Origin of the sequence: Thalassotalea sp. SU-HH00458 (assembly GCF_040362795.1) — a bacterium.
Lineage (GTDB): Bacteria > Pseudomonadota > Gammaproteobacteria > Enterobacterales > Alteromonadaceae > Thalassotalea_H > Thalassotalea_H castellviae.
Genome location: NZ_BAABWW010000008.1, coordinates 39,726 through 60,764, shown reverse-complemented (window position 1 = coordinate 60,764; position 21,039 = coordinate 39,726). Strand labels below are relative to the sequence as shown.

General features: G+C 37.7%; 21 protein-coding genes. 12 read left to right on the top strand and 9 right to left on the bottom strand.

Annotated elements, in window-relative coordinates; translation table 11 throughout:
• Positions 1 to 63: 63 nt before the first annotated feature.
• The gene (locus ABXH06_RS13190) at positions 64 to 696 is read right to left on the bottom strand and encodes a flavin reductase family protein (protein ID WP_353518532.1); all 633 of its coding nucleotides are present in this window, start codon (positions 694 to 696) and stop codon (positions 64 to 66) included.
• Positions 697 to 931: 235 nt separating this feature from the next.
• Here ABXH06_RS13190 and ABXH06_RS13185 point away from each other — a divergent pair, with 235 nt between their 5' ends.
• The 7 genes from ABXH06_RS13185 to ABXH06_RS13155 all read left to right on the top strand — a co-directional run bounded on the left by ABXH06_RS13185 (position 932) and on the right by ABXH06_RS13155 (position 7,943).
• A complete protein-coding gene (locus ABXH06_RS13185) occupies positions 932 to 1,294 on the top strand; it encodes a HopJ type III effector protein (RefSeq protein ID WP_311582811.1) in 363 nt (120 codons plus the stop codon).
• A gap of 219 nt (positions 1,295 to 1,513) precedes the next feature.
• Positions 1,514 to 2,425, top strand: a complete 912-nt coding sequence (locus ABXH06_RS13180; RefSeq protein WP_353518531.1) for a DUF2785 domain-containing protein — start codon at positions 1,514 to 1,516, stop codon at positions 2,423 to 2,425.
• Between the two features lie 311 nt (positions 2,426 to 2,736).
• Positions 2,737 to 2,958, top strand: coding sequence for a hypothetical protein (locus ABXH06_RS13175; protein WP_311582816.1), 222 nt, complete (start codon positions 2,737 to 2,739; stop codon positions 2,956 to 2,958).
• A 122-nt stretch (positions 2,959 to 3,080) separates the two neighbouring features.
• Entirely contained in the window at positions 3,081 to 3,875 is a 795-nt protein-coding gene (locus ABXH06_RS13170) for a DUF1835 domain-containing protein (protein WP_311582819.1), read from the top strand.
• A gap of 153 nt (positions 3,876 to 4,028) precedes the next feature.
• Entirely contained in the window at positions 4,029 to 5,282 is a 1,254-nt protein-coding gene (locus ABXH06_RS13165) for a lytic murein transglycosylase (protein WP_311582822.1), read from the top strand.
• A gap of 215 nt (positions 5,283 to 5,497) precedes the next feature.
• Positions 5,498 to 7,168, top strand: coding sequence for a glutamine--tRNA ligase (glnS, locus tag ABXH06_RS13160; RefSeq protein WP_353518530.1), 1,671 nt, complete (start codon positions 5,498 to 5,500; stop codon positions 7,166 to 7,168).
• 205 nt (positions 7,169 to 7,373) lie between these two features.
• A complete protein-coding gene (locus ABXH06_RS13155) occupies positions 7,374 to 7,943 on the top strand; it encodes a hypothetical protein (protein WP_353518529.1) in 570 nt (189 codons plus the stop codon).
• Positions 7,944 to 8,046: 103 nt separating this feature from the next.
• Here ABXH06_RS13155 and ABXH06_RS13150 read toward each other — a convergent pair whose 3' ends face one another.
• Positions 8,047 to 8,283 (bottom strand): LysR family transcriptional regulator, encoded by a 237-nt coding sequence (locus ABXH06_RS13150; protein WP_311582829.1) that lies wholly within the window; start codon positions 8,281 to 8,283, stop codon positions 8,047 to 8,049.
• 167 nt (positions 8,284 to 8,450) lie between these two features.
• Here ABXH06_RS13150 and ABXH06_RS13145 point away from each other — a divergent pair, with 167 nt between their 5' ends.
• From ABXH06_RS13145 to ABXH06_RS13135, 3 genes are all read left to right on the top strand, one after another.
• The gene (locus tag ABXH06_RS13145) at positions 8,451 to 9,323 is read left to right on the top strand and encodes a DMT family transporter (protein ID WP_353518528.1); all 873 of its coding nucleotides are present in this window, start codon (positions 8,451 to 8,453) and stop codon (positions 9,321 to 9,323) included.
• A gap of 102 nt (positions 9,324 to 9,425) precedes the next feature.
• The gene (locus tag ABXH06_RS13140; RefSeq protein WP_311582834.1) at positions 9,426 to 10,094 is read left to right on the top strand and encodes a peroxiredoxin-like family protein; all 669 of its coding nucleotides are present in this window, start codon (positions 9,426 to 9,428) and stop codon (positions 10,092 to 10,094) included.
• Between the two features lie 323 nt (positions 10,095 to 10,417).
• Positions 10,418 to 11,140: a class I SAM-dependent methyltransferase gene (locus ABXH06_RS13135; RefSeq protein WP_353518527.1), complete on the top strand. Its 723-nt coding sequence runs from the start codon at positions 10,418 to 10,420 to the stop codon at positions 11,138 to 11,140.
• Between the two features lie 122 nt (positions 11,141 to 11,262).
• Here the strand turns inward: ABXH06_RS13135 and trpA are convergent, their stop codons facing one another.
• The 7 genes from trpA to aroF are packed head-to-tail and all read right to left on the bottom strand — an operon-like array spanning position 11,263 to position 19,144.
• Positions 11,263 to 12,129, bottom strand: a complete 867-nt coding sequence (gene trpA / locus ABXH06_RS13130; RefSeq protein ID WP_311582838.1) for a tryptophan synthase subunit alpha — start codon at positions 12,127 to 12,129, stop codon at positions 11,263 to 11,265.
• Complete coding sequence (gene trpB, locus ABXH06_RS13125) at positions 12,129 to 13,370, bottom strand: tryptophan synthase subunit beta (protein ID WP_311582841.1); 1,242 nt, start codon at positions 13,368 to 13,370, stop codon at positions 12,129 to 12,131. Before trpB ends, trpA begins: the two co-directional genes overlap by 1 nt.
• Before the next feature lies 1 nt (position 13,371).
• Positions 13,372 to 14,760: a bifunctional indole-3-glycerol-phosphate synthase TrpC/phosphoribosylanthranilate isomerase TrpF gene (gene trpCF / locus ABXH06_RS13120; RefSeq protein WP_353518526.1), complete on the bottom strand. Its 1,389-nt coding sequence runs from the start codon at positions 14,758 to 14,760 to the stop codon at positions 13,372 to 13,374.
• Positions 14,760 to 15,803, bottom strand: a complete 1,044-nt coding sequence (trpD, locus tag ABXH06_RS13115) for an anthranilate phosphoribosyltransferase (protein WP_311582849.1) — start codon at positions 15,801 to 15,803, stop codon at positions 14,760 to 14,762. The genes trpCF and trpD overlap by 1 nt, the downstream gene beginning before the upstream one ends.
• Positions 15,796 to 16,494 carry an aminodeoxychorismate/anthranilate synthase component II gene (locus tag ABXH06_RS13110; RefSeq protein WP_311582852.1) on the bottom strand — a complete coding sequence of 233 codons (699 nt, stop codon included), beginning with the start codon at positions 16,492 to 16,494 and terminating at the stop codon, positions 15,796 to 15,798. The genes trpD and ABXH06_RS13110 overlap by 8 nt, the downstream gene beginning before the upstream one ends.
• A complete protein-coding gene (locus tag ABXH06_RS13105; protein WP_311582855.1) occupies positions 16,494 to 18,131 on the bottom strand; it encodes an anthranilate synthase component 1 in 1,638 nt (545 codons plus the stop codon). The genes ABXH06_RS13110 and ABXH06_RS13105 overlap by 1 nt, the downstream gene beginning before the upstream one ends.
• Entirely contained in the window at positions 18,128 to 19,144 is a 1,017-nt protein-coding gene (aroF, locus tag ABXH06_RS13100; protein WP_311582858.1) for a 3-deoxy-7-phosphoheptulonate synthase, read from the bottom strand. Before aroF ends, ABXH06_RS13105 begins: the two co-directional genes overlap by 4 nt.
• 347 nt (positions 19,145 to 19,491) lie before the next feature.
• Here aroF and rnm point away from each other — a divergent pair, with 347 nt between their 5' ends.
• Together rnm and ABXH06_RS13090 are read left to right on the top strand one after the other, a co-directional pair.
• Positions 19,492 to 20,361 (top strand): RNase RNM, encoded by an 870-nt coding sequence (gene rnm / locus ABXH06_RS13095; protein WP_353518525.1) that lies wholly within the window; start codon positions 19,492 to 19,494, stop codon positions 20,359 to 20,361.
• Between the two features lie 12 nt (positions 20,362 to 20,373).
• Positions 20,374 to 20,994, top strand: coding sequence for an L-threonylcarbamoyladenylate synthase (locus ABXH06_RS13090; RefSeq protein ID WP_311582864.1), 621 nt, complete (start codon positions 20,374 to 20,376; stop codon positions 20,992 to 20,994).
• The last annotated feature ends 45 nt before the right edge of the window (positions 20,995 to 21,039 follow it).

Here is a 21,039-nt window from a genome sequence, read left to right as displayed (position 1 = left end):
GCACTCATTAACAAGCGGCTGAAACATTAGTTTTCAGCCGCTTATATTTGTTCTTGTACCACTCTATTTAGGTCGAGCTTTTTTAAAAGGTGTGGTGATCCCTGAATACTCATTTGCCCCTAATCTTGCTAATGGTTTTACAATATCGGCGTTTATTTTTATCCGGCCATCATGTTGTGTGCTAATTTTTGAGCTGACATACAATTGTTTAACTTCAACAAAAATAAGGGTTTGTGGTATCTCACCAAGTTCTTTAATTTCATAAAGTTCGCAACCATAAGCAATGTCACATTGGGCGAGTCTAGGCAAATCAAAATGTTCAAATGGTACGGTTGTCAGTGCTTCATTATCAACTAATGCGATTTCAGACTCGCCATGTGGCAATGTGGCTGCCGTTTGTGTAACTAAGTCTGCTTGGTTTTCGCTGGCTATATGTATCACTATTTTTCGGGTTTTCAAGAGATTGGTTAACGTATCTTTTGGCTCTCCCGTTGGTTTTTTACCTACCGAAATCATCAATAAGGCAGGGTCACTTGAGATTGCCGTAAAGTATGAGAAGGGCGCTAAATTTAAGCTTTCTGGTGAACCATCTATATTTGAATTAGTCAGCGCCCATGCAATAGGGCGTGGAATGATGGTTTGTGTCATTAAATGGTAACGTTGAGTTGCGTTGTGATCTGCAAAGTTGATGTTCATAAAAAGTTACTTTAAGTCGCTAATATTATGGTAAAACAATATCATATCACGCTATTTTAAAACGGTTATAGGAGTTTTAAATGACTTTTATGCATCGTAATAGCGTCTAATTAGCGTTGAATGTTTAACACATGTTAGTCGATATATTTTAAAGGTATATTTAAATATAAACCGTTCATAGACAAAATTTTTAATTGCGAGAAAATATCCCTACATTTTACCTAAACGCAATAATATGACTTTATCAATCGACGCACTAAATTCGAAATTAAACGCTTCAGAGCCATCTATCACGGAAAACATTACTTTTGAAGAGGTAATTGCCGTAATATCAGCTAATTACCATTACCAACCTTGCACATTTTATAATGGCGACATTGTCAACCAAGCTGGTACAAACGAAGGCTCATGTAAAATCTTTGCTTATGCTCAGCTAAATAATTTATCTGAACAAGCAACGTTACATTGTTTCGGGCAATATTATCGTGAAGATGTATTGAAAAATCCCACAGGAAAAGATCATGGCAACATTCGAAACTTTATTAAAAATGGTTGGCCAGGCATCACTTTTGAACAGGCACCATTATCGTTAAAATAAAAGGCTTAAACTGAGTTAAAGCTATAGTTTTGATCTTTATTGCGTCACTAACATCCAACCTCAAGCAGTCTTTTTAGGCTGCTTTTTTGATTGTCTAGTAAAAGACCTGTTACATAATTAAATTAAAAACGAGTAAAGTTATGAGAAGATACCCTTGTCGATAATTAAAATAATAAGGCAAGAATGATGAAAACAATACCAATCCTGTTAAGTTGCGTAATGCTAGTTTCTTTTAACACAGCTACATTGGCGGCAGACAAAAACATCGTTGATGCGGCGAATGTCGCGAAACGATGTCAAACATCAACATATGATAAAAAGGCATTATTATTGCTGAAAGAGCAAAATTTTTTAATTAAAGATACCGAAGAAAAAACCGCTGTTGCTAAACAATTACTAGATTGTTTAGCAAGCCCTGATCCAGTACTTAGGGACGAAATTGCTTTTACTGGTTTGAGTCAATGGCTTAGAGCGAATGATTTTAATGCCGATTTTTACCTTGCTATGTTAACAACCTTAAGCAATGTTATTAGCGCCGACGTGAAAGATGAATACAGTGTCTATCAACCTTTTGCCATATTAATGCTGTCAGAAGTGGCGAGAGTTGATAGAAAATCTCCTTTTTTAACTGACGTAGCTCGGGAAAAGCTTGTTGCATTAGGTACAACATTTTTACGTTCAGTTGATGATTATCGCGGTTATCATGCAACCATTGGCTGGCGACATAGTGTTGCGCATACCGCAGATTTAATGCTGCAACTGTCATTAAACCCAGCAATAACCAAACAGCATTTAGATCACATGTTATCTGCGTTATTAAGCCAGGTTGTTGCGAAAAACGATCATTTCTATATTTATGGTGAACCTAAGCGCTTGGCAATGCCTGTTATTTATATTTTTCTTAATGACGAGTATACGATAGAAAACTGGCAGACTTGGCTGAATGATTTAACAAATCCAGCACCTTTAAAGTCTTGGGGCGAAGTCTATTCAAGCCAAACAGGACTAAGTAAACTGCATAACACGCAAAACTTTTTATTCGCTATTTATGCGTTAATCAAAAATAGTAACAACGAACGGTTATCACAAATGGTACCAGCGTTAGAAAATGCCATTAAAAAGATCCAATAATCTTTGAATTTTTTCACTGCCATATGCTCTGTCGACGTTCGATAAAAGTAATGTTTCATCGTTTTAAATTAACAATATGTTTATCAGCGTTGCTAATAGCTTTTTCTACAGTCTTATCCCTACTATATTTTCATTATCTGTTTTCACTAAGTTTATCGATAACGTTAATCGTTATTGTTTTGCAACTTACAAAACAATTTGTCCATTATAGAATTACCCTCCCTTTTGTATAAAAAGTAATCAATGGTGCTATACTCAAGTAGTTTACTTAACTTTTTGTTTTTAATTCATGCTAAGTAAAGGAGATGATAATGGAAACTTCAATTAGCACTCGGTCATCGGTTAGTCAGCAGTTAAAGCAGCAACAAGAAACCGTTGACCAGCAAAAATTGCAAGCCGAGCAAGTAAAAAATCAACAAACTCAAGCAAAAAAGACTCAAGAGCTACAAGACGAACAAAAACAGCAACAATTAGCAACGAATAAACAGAATCTAGATGAGCGGCGCGGTAATAATGTTGACGTGAGTGTCTAAATTTAACTTTTACGTTTGTTTTTGAAAGAGCTCTCTGTGTTGTTTATGTGAGGATTATTGCCAATACTTAACTTGTTTTCATGATAAAGTAATTATTATGAATAATTCCTAATTTCAATCTTATGCCTCAATTTCATCCTATTGGCGCTTCTCAAGCATTTAAGTCTCAATACCACATTCTAAATGGTGATTCGCTAAAGTTACAATTTCCTCGAACAATAGGGGGAGAAATTATTGTTGCTCGAGAATGTTTAGTTGATGGTAATGTGCAAGGCCATGATTTTGACTCGCTGATGAATAATAGAGCTAACTTTATTGGTCAGTTTCCTGAGTGTACGCCTGAGGACTATTATGTAAAGACAGTACCTGAATTCAAGAAAATTATCTCGCTAAATTCAGGCAGTGAAATAACTTGTTGGTTTGAGGATGACTTGTTTTGTCAGGCTAATTTTTGGTACGTATTATTTTTATTATCGCAAAAAAACACTGAGCGTGAATACCGTATTTTTTTAGCTAGACCGAATAAAGGTAATGAATATAGTTTTGGTCATATGTCACTATCAGAGTTAACGGAAGCTTTTAACAATAGAAGGCTTATCTCTGCCGAACAGGTAGCAATGTTAAGAGAGCTTTGGCCAAACTATCAAAACAATGATCATGATAAACTGCGCGATATTGCCAAAAGACTTAAAGATCACTTTCCTTTTTTATTACCCGCTGTTAACGCGCATATTGCCAGAACGCCAGACGAAAATGGCTTGGGTTATCCAGAACGCGTACTGCTTGAAATTATTAACGCACAAAAAACACCTACTTTTAAAACCGTGTTTCGTGTATTTCATCAACGAATGTCATTATATAGTTTTGGTGATTTACAAGTGAAAGTGATGTATGACCGTTTAATGAATGCAAAGTAAATCTAAGAAATGATAAACGAATACCATTAAACAGCTGGACAAACTTTCATTTGGGTACTGACATTTCCATTGGTATTACATAGAATCAATTTATTCAGCGATATTTCTCCGTAATTTGTTCTCAAAATAATTATGATGTTTAGGATACAAACCATGATGAAGTCGGTTTCAACCGTTAATAAAATTATCTTTACAGGTATGCTCAGTACTTTCTTTCTCTCTTCTTCGTATGCTGATGAGCAAGCAGAATCTTCCGCTTTACATTCAGATTTAACAGTAAAACCAACTTTTGCACAATGCCAAGATCGCTTTCTAGAGCAAGCAAAGCAGCAAGGTTTTAGTGACGATATTAACGAAATTATTCATCAATTAACCCCAATTAAACGCGTGTTAACACTAGATAAAAATCAAGCTGAGTTTGCCGAAAGTTTTGCGCAATATGTCAATAAACGAGTATCTAATTATCATATTAAAAATGGTAAGCGTTTATTAAATAAACATGCTGAATTATTTAATCAATTACAGGCTAAGTACGGTATTCCTCCACAATACCTTGTTTCATTTTGGGGACTAGAAACAGTTTTTGGTAAACATAAAGGTAAAATGTCGGTTTTAAATTCTATTGCGACATTAGCGTGTGATAATCGCCGTAGTGAGTACTTTACCTCTGAGTTATTCGATTTATTTTCGATGATTGATGAGCAGCGTGTAGCGGTAGAACAATTACAAGGATCATGGGCTGGCGCAATGGGGCATATGCAATTTATGCCTTCTGCTTATCGTAAATATGCTATTGATGGGGATGGTGACGGTAAAGTAGATGTTTGGCAAAGCGAAGCGGATGCGATAACAACTGCGGCAAATTACCTCAACAAAATAGGCTGGAATAAACAAGAGCGCTGGGGAAGAGAAGTAAAATTACCCGAAAATTTTGACTTTAGTGCCATCGCTTATGATAAACGATACCCATTATCTATTTTTAAAACACTTGGGGTGAAACAAAGTAATGGCAAAGCTTTGCCTGATTATGATATTCACGCTGAGTTAGTGTTACCGAACGGGCATCAAGGTCATGCATTTTTAGTTTATCGTAATTTTGACGTTATCATGAAGTGGAATTTATCAAAAAATTATGCACTTTCTGTTGGCATTTTAGCGGATAAACTCGTTGGCGGAAAAGGCGTTAGCTCAGTGAAAGCCGCTAAACCATTGCAATTTAGTCGTGTGCAAATGCAGCAACTACAAACAAAGCTTAATGAGTTAGGTTTTGAAACCGGTAAGCCCGATGGTATTTGGGGGCCGAATAGTCGCAAAGCAATTCGAGCGTTTCAGCTGGAAAAAAATCTGATCGCCGATGGATTTCCTAACCAAGAAGTTTTTAATTCACTAGGTCTTACACAAAGCTAACCACTACGGAATGTTGTTTATCATCATTATTGATTGTATTTTTATAATATTTTCATGTGGTTAATCTGTTTATTGAGTTGAAATATTAAGTGATAATCGGCCATTGTCACTTAATTAAATAATATTCAACAATAAAGCTTTTCCTAGCTATTCTCCAAGAAAAACACTTGATATAATGCCGGCCATTAATATTCTATTTTATCGAGGTTCTGTGGATGTCGGAAGTTGAAAACCGTCCAACTAATTTTATACGCCAAATCATTGATGCTGATCTGGCAAGTGGTAAACACACCAGTGTGCAGACGCGTTTTCCGCCTGAGCCTAATGGATTTCTTCATATCGGTCATGCGAAGGCTATTTGCTTAAACTTCGGTATTGCTGAAGATTATAACGGCTTATGTAATTTACGTTTTGATGATACTAACCCTGAAAAAGAAGACATCAATTACGTAAAATCGATCCAAGAAGATGTGAAGTGGCTAGGTTTTCAATGGGCAGGTGATATTCATTATTCATCAGATTATTTTGATCGCTTACATGCCTTTGCCATTGAACTCATTGAAAAAGGTTTAGCCTATGTGTGCTTTCTTAATGGTGAAGAAGCAAAAGAGTACCGTGGCACATTAAAAGCGCCGGGAAAAAATAGCCCATACCGTGATACTTCCGTTGAAGAAAATTTAGCCTTGTTTGAAAAAATGAAAAATGGCGAGTTTAAAGAAGGGGAATGTTCACTACGAGCAAAAATTGATATGTCATCAAGCTTTATGTGTATGCGTGACCCTATAATATACCGCGTGAGATTCGCTCATCATCATCAAACGGGTGATAAATGGTGTATTTATCCTATGTACGATTTTACCCATTGTTTATCAGATGCCATTGAAGGGATCACCCATTCACTTTGTACACTTGAATTCCAAGACAATCGTCGTTTATATGATTGGGTACTTGAAAATGTGTCGATTGATGTAACACCTCATCAGTACGAATCTTCACGTTTAAACCTTGAATATACCGTGATGAGTAAACGTAAGCTCAATACTTTGGTTGATGAAAACTTAGTCAGCGGCTGGGACGATCCGCGTATGCCTACGATTGCAGCATTTCGTCGCCGAGGTTATACGCCAACGTCAATCCGTGAGTTTTGTAAACGTATTGGTGTGACTAAAATGGATAACACCATCGAAATGGGGGTTCTAGAAGCCTGTATTCGTGAAGATTTAAATGATAACGCACCACGTGCCATGGCGGTACTTGATCCGATTAAACTCGTGATTGAAAACTACCCAGAAGGGCAAGTGGAAGAGCTAACGGTGAAGAATCATCCAAGTGATGAAAGCCAAGGCACGCGCATCGTACCATTTGCTCGTGAACTTTATATTGAAGCGGAAGATTTTCGTGAAGAAGCAAATAAAAAGTACAAACGTTTAGTACTTGATAAAGCAGTACGTTTACGTGGTGCTTACGTGATCACAGCTGTTCGATGCGATAAAGATGCCGAAGGTAAAGTTACCACAGTTTATTGTACCTACAATGAAGATACGTTAGGTAAAAATCCTGAAGATGGTACTAAGCCAAAAGGCGTTATTCATTGGGTGGCGGCAGAGCAAAGTGTCGATGCTGAAATACGTTTATACGACCGTTTATTTACCGTAGCAAACCCCGCAGCAGAAAGTGATTTTCAATCGGTAATTAACCCTGAGTCGTTAATTACTATTGAACACGCGAAAGTTGAGCCGTCATTAAAAAATGCAAAAGCTGAGCAAGCATTCCAATTTGAACGCCAAGGATATTTTTGTTTAGATAACAAGGATGCGACAGCAGATAAACTCGTGTTTAATCGCACTGTTGGTTTACGTGATACGTGGGCGAAAATCTCAAGTTAGCATGGCTTAATTACATACGAAGTTTACCAGGTTGTAAGCTAGGGTAAACCAAGTATTGAATCGAAAACGTTTAAATCTGCTAAATTAGCTAAGAAAGTTTTAAACAAATCGGTTTTGAAGGTGTAAGCTAACATTGATTAGTTTACACCTTTTTTATGACTATCATTATTAATTAGTTAAAAATTAAAATCTTAAGGAGAAGAATATGAAATACATCATGGTAGGCTTTGGCTTATTGATACTCTCAATTCAAAGTTTCGCAGAGCAATCGTTGTCGAAACCATTATTAGAGCAATATGTTTCAACGATTGAAAAATTTCAAGTACTTGAAGACAAATACCCTGCAATGGAGTCTGAGTTTGAAAATGTGTTGCAAATGACGCCCAGTGCAGCAATTGATAAAATTAAAGGGATGCAAGCTTACAGCGACATTGAAAAGATAGTGAAAGCAGCAGGATATGATAATTTTGAACAATTCTATCAGCAATCTTATCGTATCATGTCGAGTATGTTTGCGGTGCAAATGCAACAGATGCCTGACAGCGTTGAGTCGATGGGTGCAATGTTAAACAGTACCATTGAGCGGATGAAAAAAAGCGGTATGCCGAGTGAAATGATCAGCAAAATGGAAAAAGAGATGGCTGAGCAAAAAGCGAATATCGACAGTATGGCCACATTAGCAAAAAGTGCGAGTGATGAAGATATTGCATTTATGAAAGAAAACATGATGTGGCTAATGAGCATTATGCCAACTGGCATAGCGAATAACCAATAACGTTTCGGTGAAGACTTCTTATAAGTGGGAATTTTTAGCCTGCTACGCAGTTTGAACTTCCAGCAGCTTACTATTATAAATATCTATCTTTTAATATGAGCTGCTATTGCGAATTTTTAGATTCGTTAACTATCCAATCTCGAAATCGACTGATTGCTTGATCGTCTCTATACGTTTCTGGACAAACAAAGTAATAAGATTCTTCTTTCAGTGCCATATAATCATTTGCAACAATGAGTTTACCTTCTTGCAAAAGGGGATCAGCAAGCGGTCTATACATAGGAATTATTCCAAGACCATCCACAGCCGCTTGAGTCGCAACCGCTACATTTAAAAACATTCGATATGCCCTTATTTGATATTTTTAGCAGGGTAAACGTTTCAAAATACTCAGTTAAAAACGAAGGCATTTAAACAAACTGTGTAGTATCAGTTTGTTTAAATGTGTAGCTGTTTTTAGCCAAGCAAACTTTTTAAACTCATTGAAAATTTTCATAAAGTTTAATTATGCTGAAAAAACTGATCCCTTTTCTTTTTGTCTTGCTGTGGAGCACGGGTTTTATTGGTGCTAAATACGGATTACCTTATGCTGCTACCGGTGATTTTTTATCCATAAGAACAATGGCTAATATTGCGGTGTTTGTTTTGTTAATTGTGATTTTAAAGCAACCAAAACTGACTGTTAAGCAAATTAGTCATGCTATGGTCACAGGTTTACTAATCCATGGGGCTTATTTAGGTGGCGTGTTTGGTGCAATTGAATACGGTATTCCAGCAGGATTAACGGCTATTATTGTCGGGTTACAACCGTTATTTACGGCGATGTTAGCGGTGTTTATTTTTAAAGAAAAAGTTAATCACTGGCAATGGTTGGCATTAATTTTAGGGATGAGCGGTTTAATTTTAGTAGTTTCTGCGAGTTTAGCAATTACACATGTCTCGAAAAATGCTTTGTTACTGGCTTTTATTGCTTTACTGGGTATTACCTTTGGAACCTTATACCAAAAGCGATTTTGTCAAAATCAGCCATTATTACCTTCGGTTTGTTGGCAGTATATTGCTAGTTTGTTGATTTTTCTGCCTATTGTTTTTGTAAACGACACCCAACCTATCACATGGAATATTGAGTTTATCCTCTGTCTGGCTTGGCTAGTTTTAGCGCTTTCGGTTACCGCTATTTTGTTATTCATGTATATGGTTGAACGAGGAGATTCATCCAAGGTAACCGCTTATTTTTATTTAGTGCCACCTGCTACTGCGCTAGAAGCTTGGTTTTTGTTTGATGAGCAATTGGCGCTTTCAAGTATATTAGGTATGGTGTTATGTGCTATCAGTGTTTATGTCGTAAATAAACCAACGAGAAATATTGTAGCCCCTTAAGCAAGAAAAATTTAATTTTTTTGAATGAAAATTTTGCTTGTTCGGGTCTATTGATATTCACATTAATTATCCTTTTTTCGTTATTAAAAAAAGCAGGGACCTATGAACAAAACCATTATTTCTAGTGCATTACTTTTATTATCACTTTTTCAAATTACTGCATTACAAGCAAAAACAAATGCAATGGAGCAAACCGTTAAAAGCCAAGTTGCGGAAACCGCAGATCAAGTTTCACCTTTATTAAATGGTCAAATGATCCCTGATATCGCAGTGACAACTGTAGAAGGAAATAATGTTCAGTTAGCAGATTATTTAAATGGTCAAAAAACAATATTATTTTTTTACCGTGGTGGCTGGTGTCCATTTTGTAATACTCAAATGGGCCAATTACAAGCCGTTGAAGGACAGTTAAAAAAATTAGGCTTTAAACTGGTTGGTATTTCTACTGATGCGCCTGACGATTTAAAGAAAAGCATTGATAAACGTAAGTTGTCTTATGATTTGTTATCTGATTATCAATCGAAAGTGAGCTCTGCATTTGGTTTATCATTTTTCACTTCTGAACAAACTACCAAACGCTATTTAGCAAAAATGAATTTAAAAAATCCACTTCAAAAAAATCAGGCAGGGGATGAAAGATTAGTTTTGCCTGTGCCAGCAATTTACGTTATTGATAGTAAAGGCTTAGTACAATTTAATTATGTCAATCCTAATTATAAAGTACGATTACATTCTGATTTACTTTTAAAAGCTGCCGAGTTAGTTAAATAAGAATCATGGATAAGCGTAGGTCACAATGATGTTCACCAAGATAATCCGCGTTAAAATATTTTGAGTTATTTATCATTAACCTTACGCTTTCTGAAAAGAAAAACAGAAATATTCGCTAACAGTGCCTATAGTTGACAACATTTTAAAGCATCATGCCGTGAAAAATTTGCAACTCGGTAAATAATTCATTTATTCTTGGTAAATACATTGTTATTAACTTTATATCTTGCTGTTAATAATTTTTGTTTTGCCATATAAATAATATTGCGAAATTGAAAGTTGCATGAACTAAAGAATCTCTGTTTCTAAGGAAAACACACGGAATGAAAACATTTAAATATCATCACGAAGATCCTGTCCCGTTAAGTAAAGCAGATCTATTTAAACTATTTAATGATAATCGTGTTTATAAATTCATCATTGAATTATTAGTCTCGCTTGGCAAAACTGATTTGCCTCAATGCAAAGTATTAGAGCCAGGCTGCGGCAATGGGAGCAAGTTGCGATTTTTTAGTGAATTTAGAGTTCCACCTGAAAACTGTTACGGATTAGAAATTAGTGAAAAGGCGATAGAAATCTGTCAGAAGTGGTCACCTGCAGCAATGAATTTTGATGTAGGCTCAGTAATGGATATGCATTACGAAGATAATTTTTTCGATCTCATTATATGCTCTGGCTTATTTGATTGCTTTAATGAAGATAAAGATATAGGCAAAGTCAGTAAAGAGTTATCTCGGGTATTAAAAAATGATGGTATTGTATTTATTCTCGATATTAATGAAAATTTTAATAATTACTACCGTAATAACCCTGCGGTAATGGCTAAAAACCTACGGCCCTTTAATAGCCAAACAGGTGAATTAGAAACGTTACTCGAAAATGAGTTTACGGTTGTTAGTCGAGTCCCTTCTTTTGTCGTCGAGAATTATTTTAACTCTGATGGGGAATACGCATCCGTTTACGATCTTCCCAGTATTGATGCAAAAATTGATAAAGAAGAAATCAAATGTGCTTACACATTATGGACATTTTTTAAAAAACTATAATTGATGTAACGCTGAGGATAAATGCTTAAGTTTATTATCACCAATTTGTGATTACCTAGGTAAAGTAAATGATTAAAAAAACCTGTTATTTAATAACAGGTTTTTTTATTACACGTGAATATTTATCTGAGTGTTGCTGCTTTCATTTGACTCACAAATTGATTTAATGCTGTTAGCATTGCATCATGATCGGCTAAATTATTTTCGATAATTTTAACAACGGCAGAGCCACTGATGGCACCCGAAGCTCCTGCATTTAGCGCATCTTTGACTTGTTGTGGTTGTGATATTCCAAAACCAATGACCGCAGGCGCGGCTTGATAGCTTTTTAGTGTAGCAATTAACTCATTTGCTAATGTGCTGGTTGATTTCTTAGATTGTTTGCTCTCTACAACATCAACTCCTGTAACGCCTGCACGGCTCAACACGTAAGTGTAACCGTGGCTGAATGATGAAACTTTTTTCAATGTTTCATCACTCGCATTGGGGGGAGCAATAAATATTGGTGCCACATTTGCTGCTAATGCTGCTTGTCTAAATTTTTCACTTTCACGAATAGGTAAATCAGCGATCAATACTGAATCAACGCCAGCATCGGCCATATCTTGATAAAATTTATCGATGCCTCTGGCAAACACTAAGTTGCCGTAAAGTAATAAACCGATAGGTATGTGCGGTGCATATTCTCTCACTTGTTTTAAAATATCAATACAAACGTCAGTGTTTGTGCCAGTTGCTAATGCACGTTTTCCCGCTTCTTGTATGGTGATGCCATCAGCACTTGGGTCTGAAAATGGGATCCCTAATTCTAACGCATCTGCACCAGCATCAATTAACGTTTTGATGATCGCTAAAGACTGCTCTGGATTAGGATCGCCAATCGCGACAAAAGGAATAAATGCCCCTTCATTTTTTTCAGCAAGCGTAGCAAAACAATCGAGATAACGTTGTCCTGGCTTATTTGTAATATCAACTGTTGATTGAGTCATTATTTATTCTCCTTTTCAGCAGTCGCTTCTTCGGGGTGTAAAACGGTGTGAACGTGAGCTAAATCCTTATCGCCTCGTCCGGAAAGGTTGACTAAAATCACTGTTTCTTCCGTCGCGGCTTCTGCCATTTTTAATGCTTGAGCCAGCGCGTGTGATGATTCCAATGCCGGAATAATCCCTTCGGTACTTGCTAATGTTTGAAAAGCGGCAAGGGCTTCATCATCATTAATAGGCACATATTGTGCACGGCCTGTTTCTTTTAAATGAGCATGTTGAGGTCCTACCGCAGGATAATCAAGGCCAGCAGACACTGAGTATGATTCTTCAATTTGACCATATTGATCTTGCATAATATAAGTGTAATTTCCGTGCAGCATACCTTTAGTGCCCGCAGCAAGGGTTGCACCGTGTTTGTCGGTGTCTATACCTTTACCACCAGCTTCTACACCAATTAATTTGACTGATTCTTCATGGATAAAATCATTGAACATGCCAATAGCATTTGAACCACCACCAACACAAGCAATCACATAATCAGGTAATTTACCTTCTTGTTTTAAAATTTGTTGTTTGGCTTCTTCACCGATCATTTTTTGAAAATCACGCACAATGGTCGGGAAAGGGTGAGGGCCTGCCGCAGTGCCTAGCAAGTAATGAGCATTATCATAGTTTGCTGACCAATCACGTAATGCTTCGTTTACTGCATCTTTTAATGTACCTGAGCCTGCCGTTACTGGAATAACAGTTGCTCCCATTAATTTCATACGAAAGACATTAGGCTGTTGACGCTGGCAATCTACTGCGCCCATATAAACCCGACATTTCAAGCCAAGAAGTGAACAGGCAATAGCGGTAGCGACACCATGTTGACCAGCGCCAGTTTCTGCAATGATTTCTTTCTTACCCATACGTTTAGCGAGTAATGCTTGGCCTAACACTTGGTTCGTTTTATGCGCTCCACCATGTAATAAATCTTCACGTTTTAAATAAATTTTAGCTAACGGGTTTTTAGATAAATTTCTTGTGAGCGTTAAGGGGGTTGGTCGACCAGCATAGTTCGTTAATAAATCATTAAACTCGTCGAGAAAGCTTTGATCTTGTTGTGATTCAATATAGGCTTGCTCAAGTTGTTCAAGGGCAGGGACTAATAATTCGCCAACAAACATACCGCCAAATTCACCAAAATAAGCGGGTAACGTTTGTTTTTCTGCTGACATATTTTCTACTGTTTTATTTGTCATCTTAGTAATTCCGTATTTGCGTGAATACTTGTTGTAGTTTTTCACGACATTTTATGCCCGGACTTTGCTCAACACCTGAGTTTAAGTCCAAACCAAATAATTCTTGTGTGGTTAACTGTTCTATAGCGTTTTCAATGTTATCGCTATTTAAGCCGCCAGCTAAAAAGCAGCATGATAAGTCTTGCTCACTATTGGCTAACGCTTGCCAGTTAAATACTTGGCCGCTACCAGCATTTTTACCATCTAAAACAAATTGTTGTGCATTAACGGTAAGCGCTGGCACTTGTTGCTCAACAGCGATTGCTTTCCATATTTGACAATTTTTAGGCAATTGTTGTTTTAATTTGTCGATATATACTTGATCTTCATCGCCATGCAGTTGCACAGCAAAAAGGTTTAATTGCTGTGCAAGTTCAGCGATTTCTTGACGTTTATGATTTACAAATACCCCAACATAATTCAGTGAATTAGCATGATTAACCATGGCTAATGCTTGCTCAGAAGTGACACATCGTGGTGACTTTTCCGCGAAAATTAATCCACCGTATTGAGCACCAGCGTCTATAACCATTTGCGCTTGTTCGGGGGTTGTTAAACCACAGACTTTGTTGTTGCCATAAATTAATGTGCGACAAGCAAGGTCAATATCATCTTGCGCCATCACTGAACTTCCCACTAAAAAACCATCAACAGCCGGAGCTAACTCTCGTACTTGATCGTTGGTGTAAATACCGGATTCAGAGATGATAATTCTGTCATCAGGTAATGTAGGTGCAAAATCAAAAGTACGAGCAATATCAGTGGAAAGATCACGTAGATCGCGATTATTAATACCAATTAATTTAGCGCCTAATTTTACTGCGCGATCACGTTCTTCTTCATTAGATATTTCTGTTAATATCGCTAGGTTGTATTGTGTAGCAACTGCTTCTAGTGCTTGATATTCATCATCAGACAAGACACTTAGCATCAATAAGATAGCGTCAGCGCCATAATAACGGGCAAGATGCACTTGATAAACATCAACAAAAAAGTCTTTATTTAATACAGGGCAGCTCACGGTATCCGTAACTATTTTTAAGTATTCAAACTTACCTTGAAAATATTTTTCATCGGTTAATACTGATATTGCTGCTGCATATTTATCGTATATTTGGCAAATAGCTTTGGGATCAAAATCCGCTCTAATTAACCCTTTTGATGGAGATGCTTTTTTACACTCTAAAATAAAGCCAGCATGATTGTTGCCTTGTTTACGATCAAGGGCCGCATACATGTCTTTTTTTGTTGGTGTTAGCTCATCAATAAAAGTATTAAGTGGCTTTTCTTGTTTTAAGCGTTCAATTTCAATGCGTTTATCAGCAACAATTTTTTCTAATACGTTTGCCATTATTGATTGTTTCCTGATTGTTCTTTTTGATTTACTTCATTATTGGAGATCGCAACCATCGCTTCTAATGTCCCTAAACCTTGACCTGATGCTAATACTTCGCTGGCAAGCTGCGCTGCTGATTTTAAATCTGCAGCTTTATTGTGTAAATAGAGCAACGCGGCACAGTTTATAATCACGGCGCTATTGTGCGCAGGTTGTCCGTTTCCAGATAAGATCGCCTTAATGATATCGGCATTCTCTTGTGGAGTGCCACCTTTAATATCTTCTAAGGTATAACGAGATAAACCAAAATCTTCAGGGGTGATAGTACGTTCAGTAAGCTGGCCATTGATTATTTCAGTGACTTGCGTTTCGCCGTGTAAAGCTATTTCGTCTAAGCCACTGCCATGGACAACCCAACCACGCTTAACGCCAGTTAAGATCAAACTTTTTGCCATGGTTGGTATGAGCTCAGGTGTATACACGCCAAGTAGCATAATTTCTGGTTTTGCTGGATTCACCAATGGGCCAAGTATATTAAATAATGTCCGAATGCCCATCGCTTTACGAACGGGGCCGGCATATTTGAAACCAGGGTGATAAGCTGGAGCGTATAAAAAACATAAATTGGTTTCTTGTAAACACTTGCTAGCCGTTGTTGGTGGCATCATTAGGTTGACACCAAATGCTTCCAGTAAATCAGCTGAGCCGGACATACTTGAAACGCTTCTGTTACCATGTTTGGCCATGGTTAAACCACACGCGGCGGCAAGTATTGCTGCGGTCGTTGAAATATTAATAGTATTAGCGCCGTCGCCACCAGTACCCACACAATCAGCAACACCATTTTCTTGCAAGGGAAAGTCGGTTGCATAATCTCTTACCGCTACCGCAGCGCCGGCAATTTCTTCTGGTGTTTCGCCTTTTATTTTTAAGGCGGTTAATACTGAAGCAAGCATTTCAGGGGCAATATTTCCTTGCATTACTTCACTAAAAAACGTTTGAGCTTGCGTTTGGCTTAACGATTGGCCATCAACTAATTGTTGCAATACATTACTCATAAGTACTCCCTGTGTTTTGCTGGATATTTTCTTGCAATTGACTGCTTTGTACATCATTTGACGTTAAACACTCAATGGCTTGTGCTAATAAATTACTGCCATAGGTGGTTAAAATTGACTCAGGATGAAACTGAAAACCTATCACGCGATCTGTTTTATGTTCAATCGCCATAGGTAAAACGACGCCATCGGTTGTGGTAAATTCTGCACTCATCGTTAGTACGTCGGGCATAGTCGTTGCTACCAAAGAATGATAGCGCGCAACCGGCAAGGGCTGCTGTATATTATGAAACGCGTTTTTACCATCATGTTGTACATTTGACGCTTTACCATGAATTATTTCAGGAGCACGGCCCACTTCGCCACCGTAATGTTCAATCAATGCTTGATGACCTAAACAAATGCCCAATATTGGGTATTTACCAGCCGTTTTTTCAATTAACGCCATTAAACAACCGGCATTACTTGGCTCACCGGGACCTGGTGATAGCACCAATAACACAGGCGTAGTACATGCTTGTATTTGTTCGAAAATATAGTCAGCACTAATGGTATTTCGATAAATAGTTGGCTCGAACCCTAGACATTGAAATTCATCAACGAGGTTATAGGTAAAAGAGTCCAAATTATCCAACATAAAAATTTTTACTTGTTCGGCATCGTTATGCGATGGATTAGAGGATAGCGACATTACTTAGCCTCCTGTTTATTGTTGGTATGTTTATTGGAGCTTAGGTTTTTCATCCTAGCCGCTTTTTTAATCGCATTGATCACCGCTTGTGCTTTTTGACGTGTTTCGTCCGCTTCTGCTTGTGGGTTAGAGTCAAATACAACGCCAGCCCCTGCTTGCACATGCGCCATTTGGTTTTTAACGAATGCGCTACGAATTACAATACAGGTGTCCATATCACCTTCGCCTGTTAAATATCCAACTGCTCCGCCATAACTGCCTCGCCGTTTTCCTTCAAACTGTCGAATTAATTCCGTGGCTCTTACTTTTGGTGCACCAGATAACGTGCCCATATTCATACAGGCTTGATAAGCATGTAGGGCGTCTAAGTCATCACTTAACGTGCCACAAACTCTTGAGACTAAATGCATAACGTGAGAATAACGATCAACTTTAAGTAAATCGGCAACATGTCGGGTGCCTGCTTTACTCACGCGAGCGACGTCATTTCGTGCTAAGTCTACGAGCATTATATGTTCTGACAGTTCTTTTTTATCTTGGCGTAATTCCAATTCTATTCTGCAATCTAGATCTAATGAAAAGTCACCATTGGCTTTATAACCACGCGGTCGAGTACCTGCGATAGGATAAATTTCTACTTGTCTATTGTGTTGCTGATATTTAATTGCAGATTCAGGAGAAGCACCAAACATGCAAAAGTCTTCATCTTGAAAATAAAACATGTACGGGCTTGGATTACTTTCTCGCAATGCTAAATAAGCATTAAAGGTATCTTCACAAGGCAAACTGAAAGTGCGTGATGGTACCACTTGAAAAATATCACCCGCTTTTATATGTTCTTTTAAAGTAATAACAGTTTTGCAAAATTCTTCATCGCTGATGTCGCAGGTCACTTCTGAGGGGGCAACTGAGTCTATATATTCTGTTTGTGGTGGAGCGATATCACTTTCTACCAACGCCTTAATTGCGGATAATCGTCTGGCAATTTCAAAATGACATTTTTGTTGTTGTGGTCCTGAAAATACATTGGCAATCACTTCACTTGAACGTTTTTCATGATCAATAACAACTAAGGTTTCAGCTAAATAATAAACAAAGTCAGGGCAAGTGTTATCACCGTCTTTAACGGCGGGTAATTGCTCGCTCATGGTGATCATGTCGAAGGCAAACGCTCCGCCAAGAAAAACCGCAAAAGGGTGATGTGTTTCATTTTTTAGTTGTTGAAATATACGTAAACTATGAAACGGATTTGTGGCCAATAATCGAGATTTTTCATCAAGGTTTTGTGATGTTTCAGCAAAACTAGCATGTAAATTATTACCCTGAATTGTGACGGTTGCATGTTTCTCTAATTGTTGCTTTGTAAAGCTGATCGCGGCTTCACCATTAACACTTAGCGGTGTAAAACTGACTTGGTTTCCATGACAAACAATTTTCACTGCCGCATCAACTAACAGTAAACTTTTTAATTGATGTTTTTTATCAATCTCAGCCGACTCTAATAAAAGGTTATTACTTTTATTACCACACAGTTTTTTAAACAACGTTAATGGGTCTGATTGATAACTTGCTTTGCTTGATAAGGTATTTACCGAACCAATTTCAGTATGGGCTGTAGGGTCAAATATTGCCTTCATAATGTTTTACCTGCCGCTGAAACAAAAGGTTTAATATCTGCCATTAAAGTCGCAAAGTCGTCTGCGGTCAGTGCTTGATGACCGTCTGATAAAGCTTCTTTAGGGTTTAAGTGCGCTTCCACAATAATACCATCAGCACCAACCGCAACAGCAGCACGAGAAAGTGGATTAATTAATGATTTAACCCCTGTACCATGTGAAGGGTCGACAAACACAGGTAAATGAGATTTCTCTTTTAAATAAGCTACCGCGTTTAAATCTAAGGTATTTCGAGTGGCGGTTTCGAAGGTACGAATACCACGTTCACATAAAATGACATTCGGATTACCAGCATTGATAATATATTCGGCCGCAAGTAATAATTCTTCAAGTGTTGCACTCATGCCGCGTTTTAATAAAACGGCTTTGTCCGATTGTTCACCAACGGCTTCGAGTAAACGAAAGTTTTGCATGTTACGCGCACCAATTTGATAACAATCAACGTATTCATGCATTAATTTAGCATCATTAGGATCGATAATTTCAGAGACTACCGGAAGATCATATTTTTCTTTCGCCGCTTTAAGTAATTTTAAACCTTCAAGCCCTAAACCTTGAAAACTGTATGGGCTAGTTCTTGGTTTAAAAGCACCACCACGTAATAAAGGTACACCTTGTTGTTTTATCATCTCGCTGACGCCAAATAATTGCGCTTGGCTTTCTACTGAGCAAGGGCCCGCAATGACAGTGAAATTGCCACCACCAACTTTTACGCCACCAATAGAGACGATAGAGTCGTGAGCTTGAAGTTCTCTGCTGACCAATTTGTAGGGGCTAAGTACTGGTTTAATTTCATCTACCATAGGGTAGCTATCAAGGTGAAGTTGACGTAACACGCGTTCGTCGCCTAATGCACCTAGTACGGTGCGCTCAATACCTGGCATATAAAGAGGCTTTAAACCAAGGCTGGATATTTTATCTAAAATTTCATTGGCATCTTGTTCAGACGCTTGGGGTTTTAATATGATGATCATGATTATTTCCTAAATCTGTTAAATTATTAAGTTCGGTCAACCAGCGTAAATAGGCTGAAGCCACCATATAAACCAACTTTTTACTCGTGTTGTTAACATTGTTAACCCTTATATTTTGAATGTGTTATAAATTTTAAAAGTCTTAAAAAGAAAAACCCGCTTAAGTGACTAAGCGGGTTTTCAGAAAATTTTTGCGATTTCTTTTATGAAAAGCAAACCATCACAACCCACTTAAGTAGAGTTATGCCACCACCAAATTAATGAATTAGTTTGTTTTACTGGTATCATTCGTTTATTAACCTGAGTAAAATGAGTTTGCGAAAAAATCCTCTATAGAAGAACTTATTATGCCTTTGATGTCAACCGAAAATTTTTCCGATTTTAAAAATCGCCGTGTTGATCTACACAGTCATACAAAATGCTCCGACGGAGGCCTCACGCCTGAAGAGTTGATAGAACGGGCGGTTAACTTTCAAATTGATGTACTTGCAATTACAGATCACGATACTACCGCGGCACTTGATATTGCTAAAGCGTATATTGTAGAAAAAAATCATCCAATAAAACTCATCGAAGGAATTGAAATCTCAACGGCTTGGCAAGGATTTGAAATTCATATTGTTGGTTTAAATATTGATAAATCTTCGCCGGCGTTAAAACAATTAATTGCAGAACAACAAACAGCCAGAGAAAACCGCGCGTTATCAATGGGAGACAAGCTTGCTAAATGTGGTTTTGACAACGTGTATGAAAAAGCAAAGGCGATAGCCGGTGAGGGCTCAATTACTCGTGCTCATTTCGCCAAAGTATTATTACAACAAGGCAGTGTGCCAAAAATGCAGGCGGCGTTTGATAAATATATTGGCAAAGGTAAACGTGCCTATGTAAAACCGACCTGGTGCTCGATTGAACAGGCGGTGGATGTCATACATCAGGCAGGTGGCCGAGCCGTTATGGCTCATCCTATTCGTTATGATTTATCGACAAAGTGGTTGCGTCGACTCGTCGTACAATTTAAAGAAGCTAGTGGTGATGGTTTAGAGATAGTTTTACCACAAATGAATAACGAACAACGCCGTTTAATGCTAAGCTTTTGTTTAGAATATGAATTACATGCTTCGATGGGCTCTGATTTTCATTATCCGAGTAAATGGTCAGATTTAGGTCGAAATTTAGTGATGCTAGAAGGTGTTTCGCCTATTTGGCAGTTATTTTAAAAGGAATCACTTATGAGTCAGTTTTTCTATGTTCACCCTGATAATCCTCAAGGCCGTTTGATGAAACAAGCCGCTGAGATAATTCGTCAAGGCGGAGTGATTGTTTATCCTACCGATTCTGGTTATGCATTAGGTTGTCATATTGGCGATAAAAAAGCGCTTGATAGAATTTGTCGCATTCGAGATATTGATAAAAATCATAACTTTACTCTTGTTTGTAAAGATTTATCCGAACTCTCAGAATATACTCGCGTAGATAATAGTGCCTTTCGAGCACTAAAAAACAATACCCCAGGGCCTTACACTTTTATTTTCAAAGCCAGTAAAGAAGTGCCTAAAAGATTATTAAATCCGAAAAAACGCACTATCGGTATTCGAGTACCAGACAATGCCATTGTTCATGGTTTATTGGCGGCGCTAGAAGAACCTATTATGTCAACAACCTTAATTATGCCGGGTAAAAGTATGGCGGAATATGATCCTGAAAATATCCGTGATATGTTAGAACATCAAGTTGATTTGATCATCAATGGTGGTCATTTAGGCGAGCATCCTACCACGGTGATCGATTATTCCGAAGGGGATGCACAAGTTATTCGCATAGGAGAGGGCGATCCTGCACCTTTTGAATAATTCATTTTACTTAACGTTTCAATATTTATGCAAAATAGCGCTAAA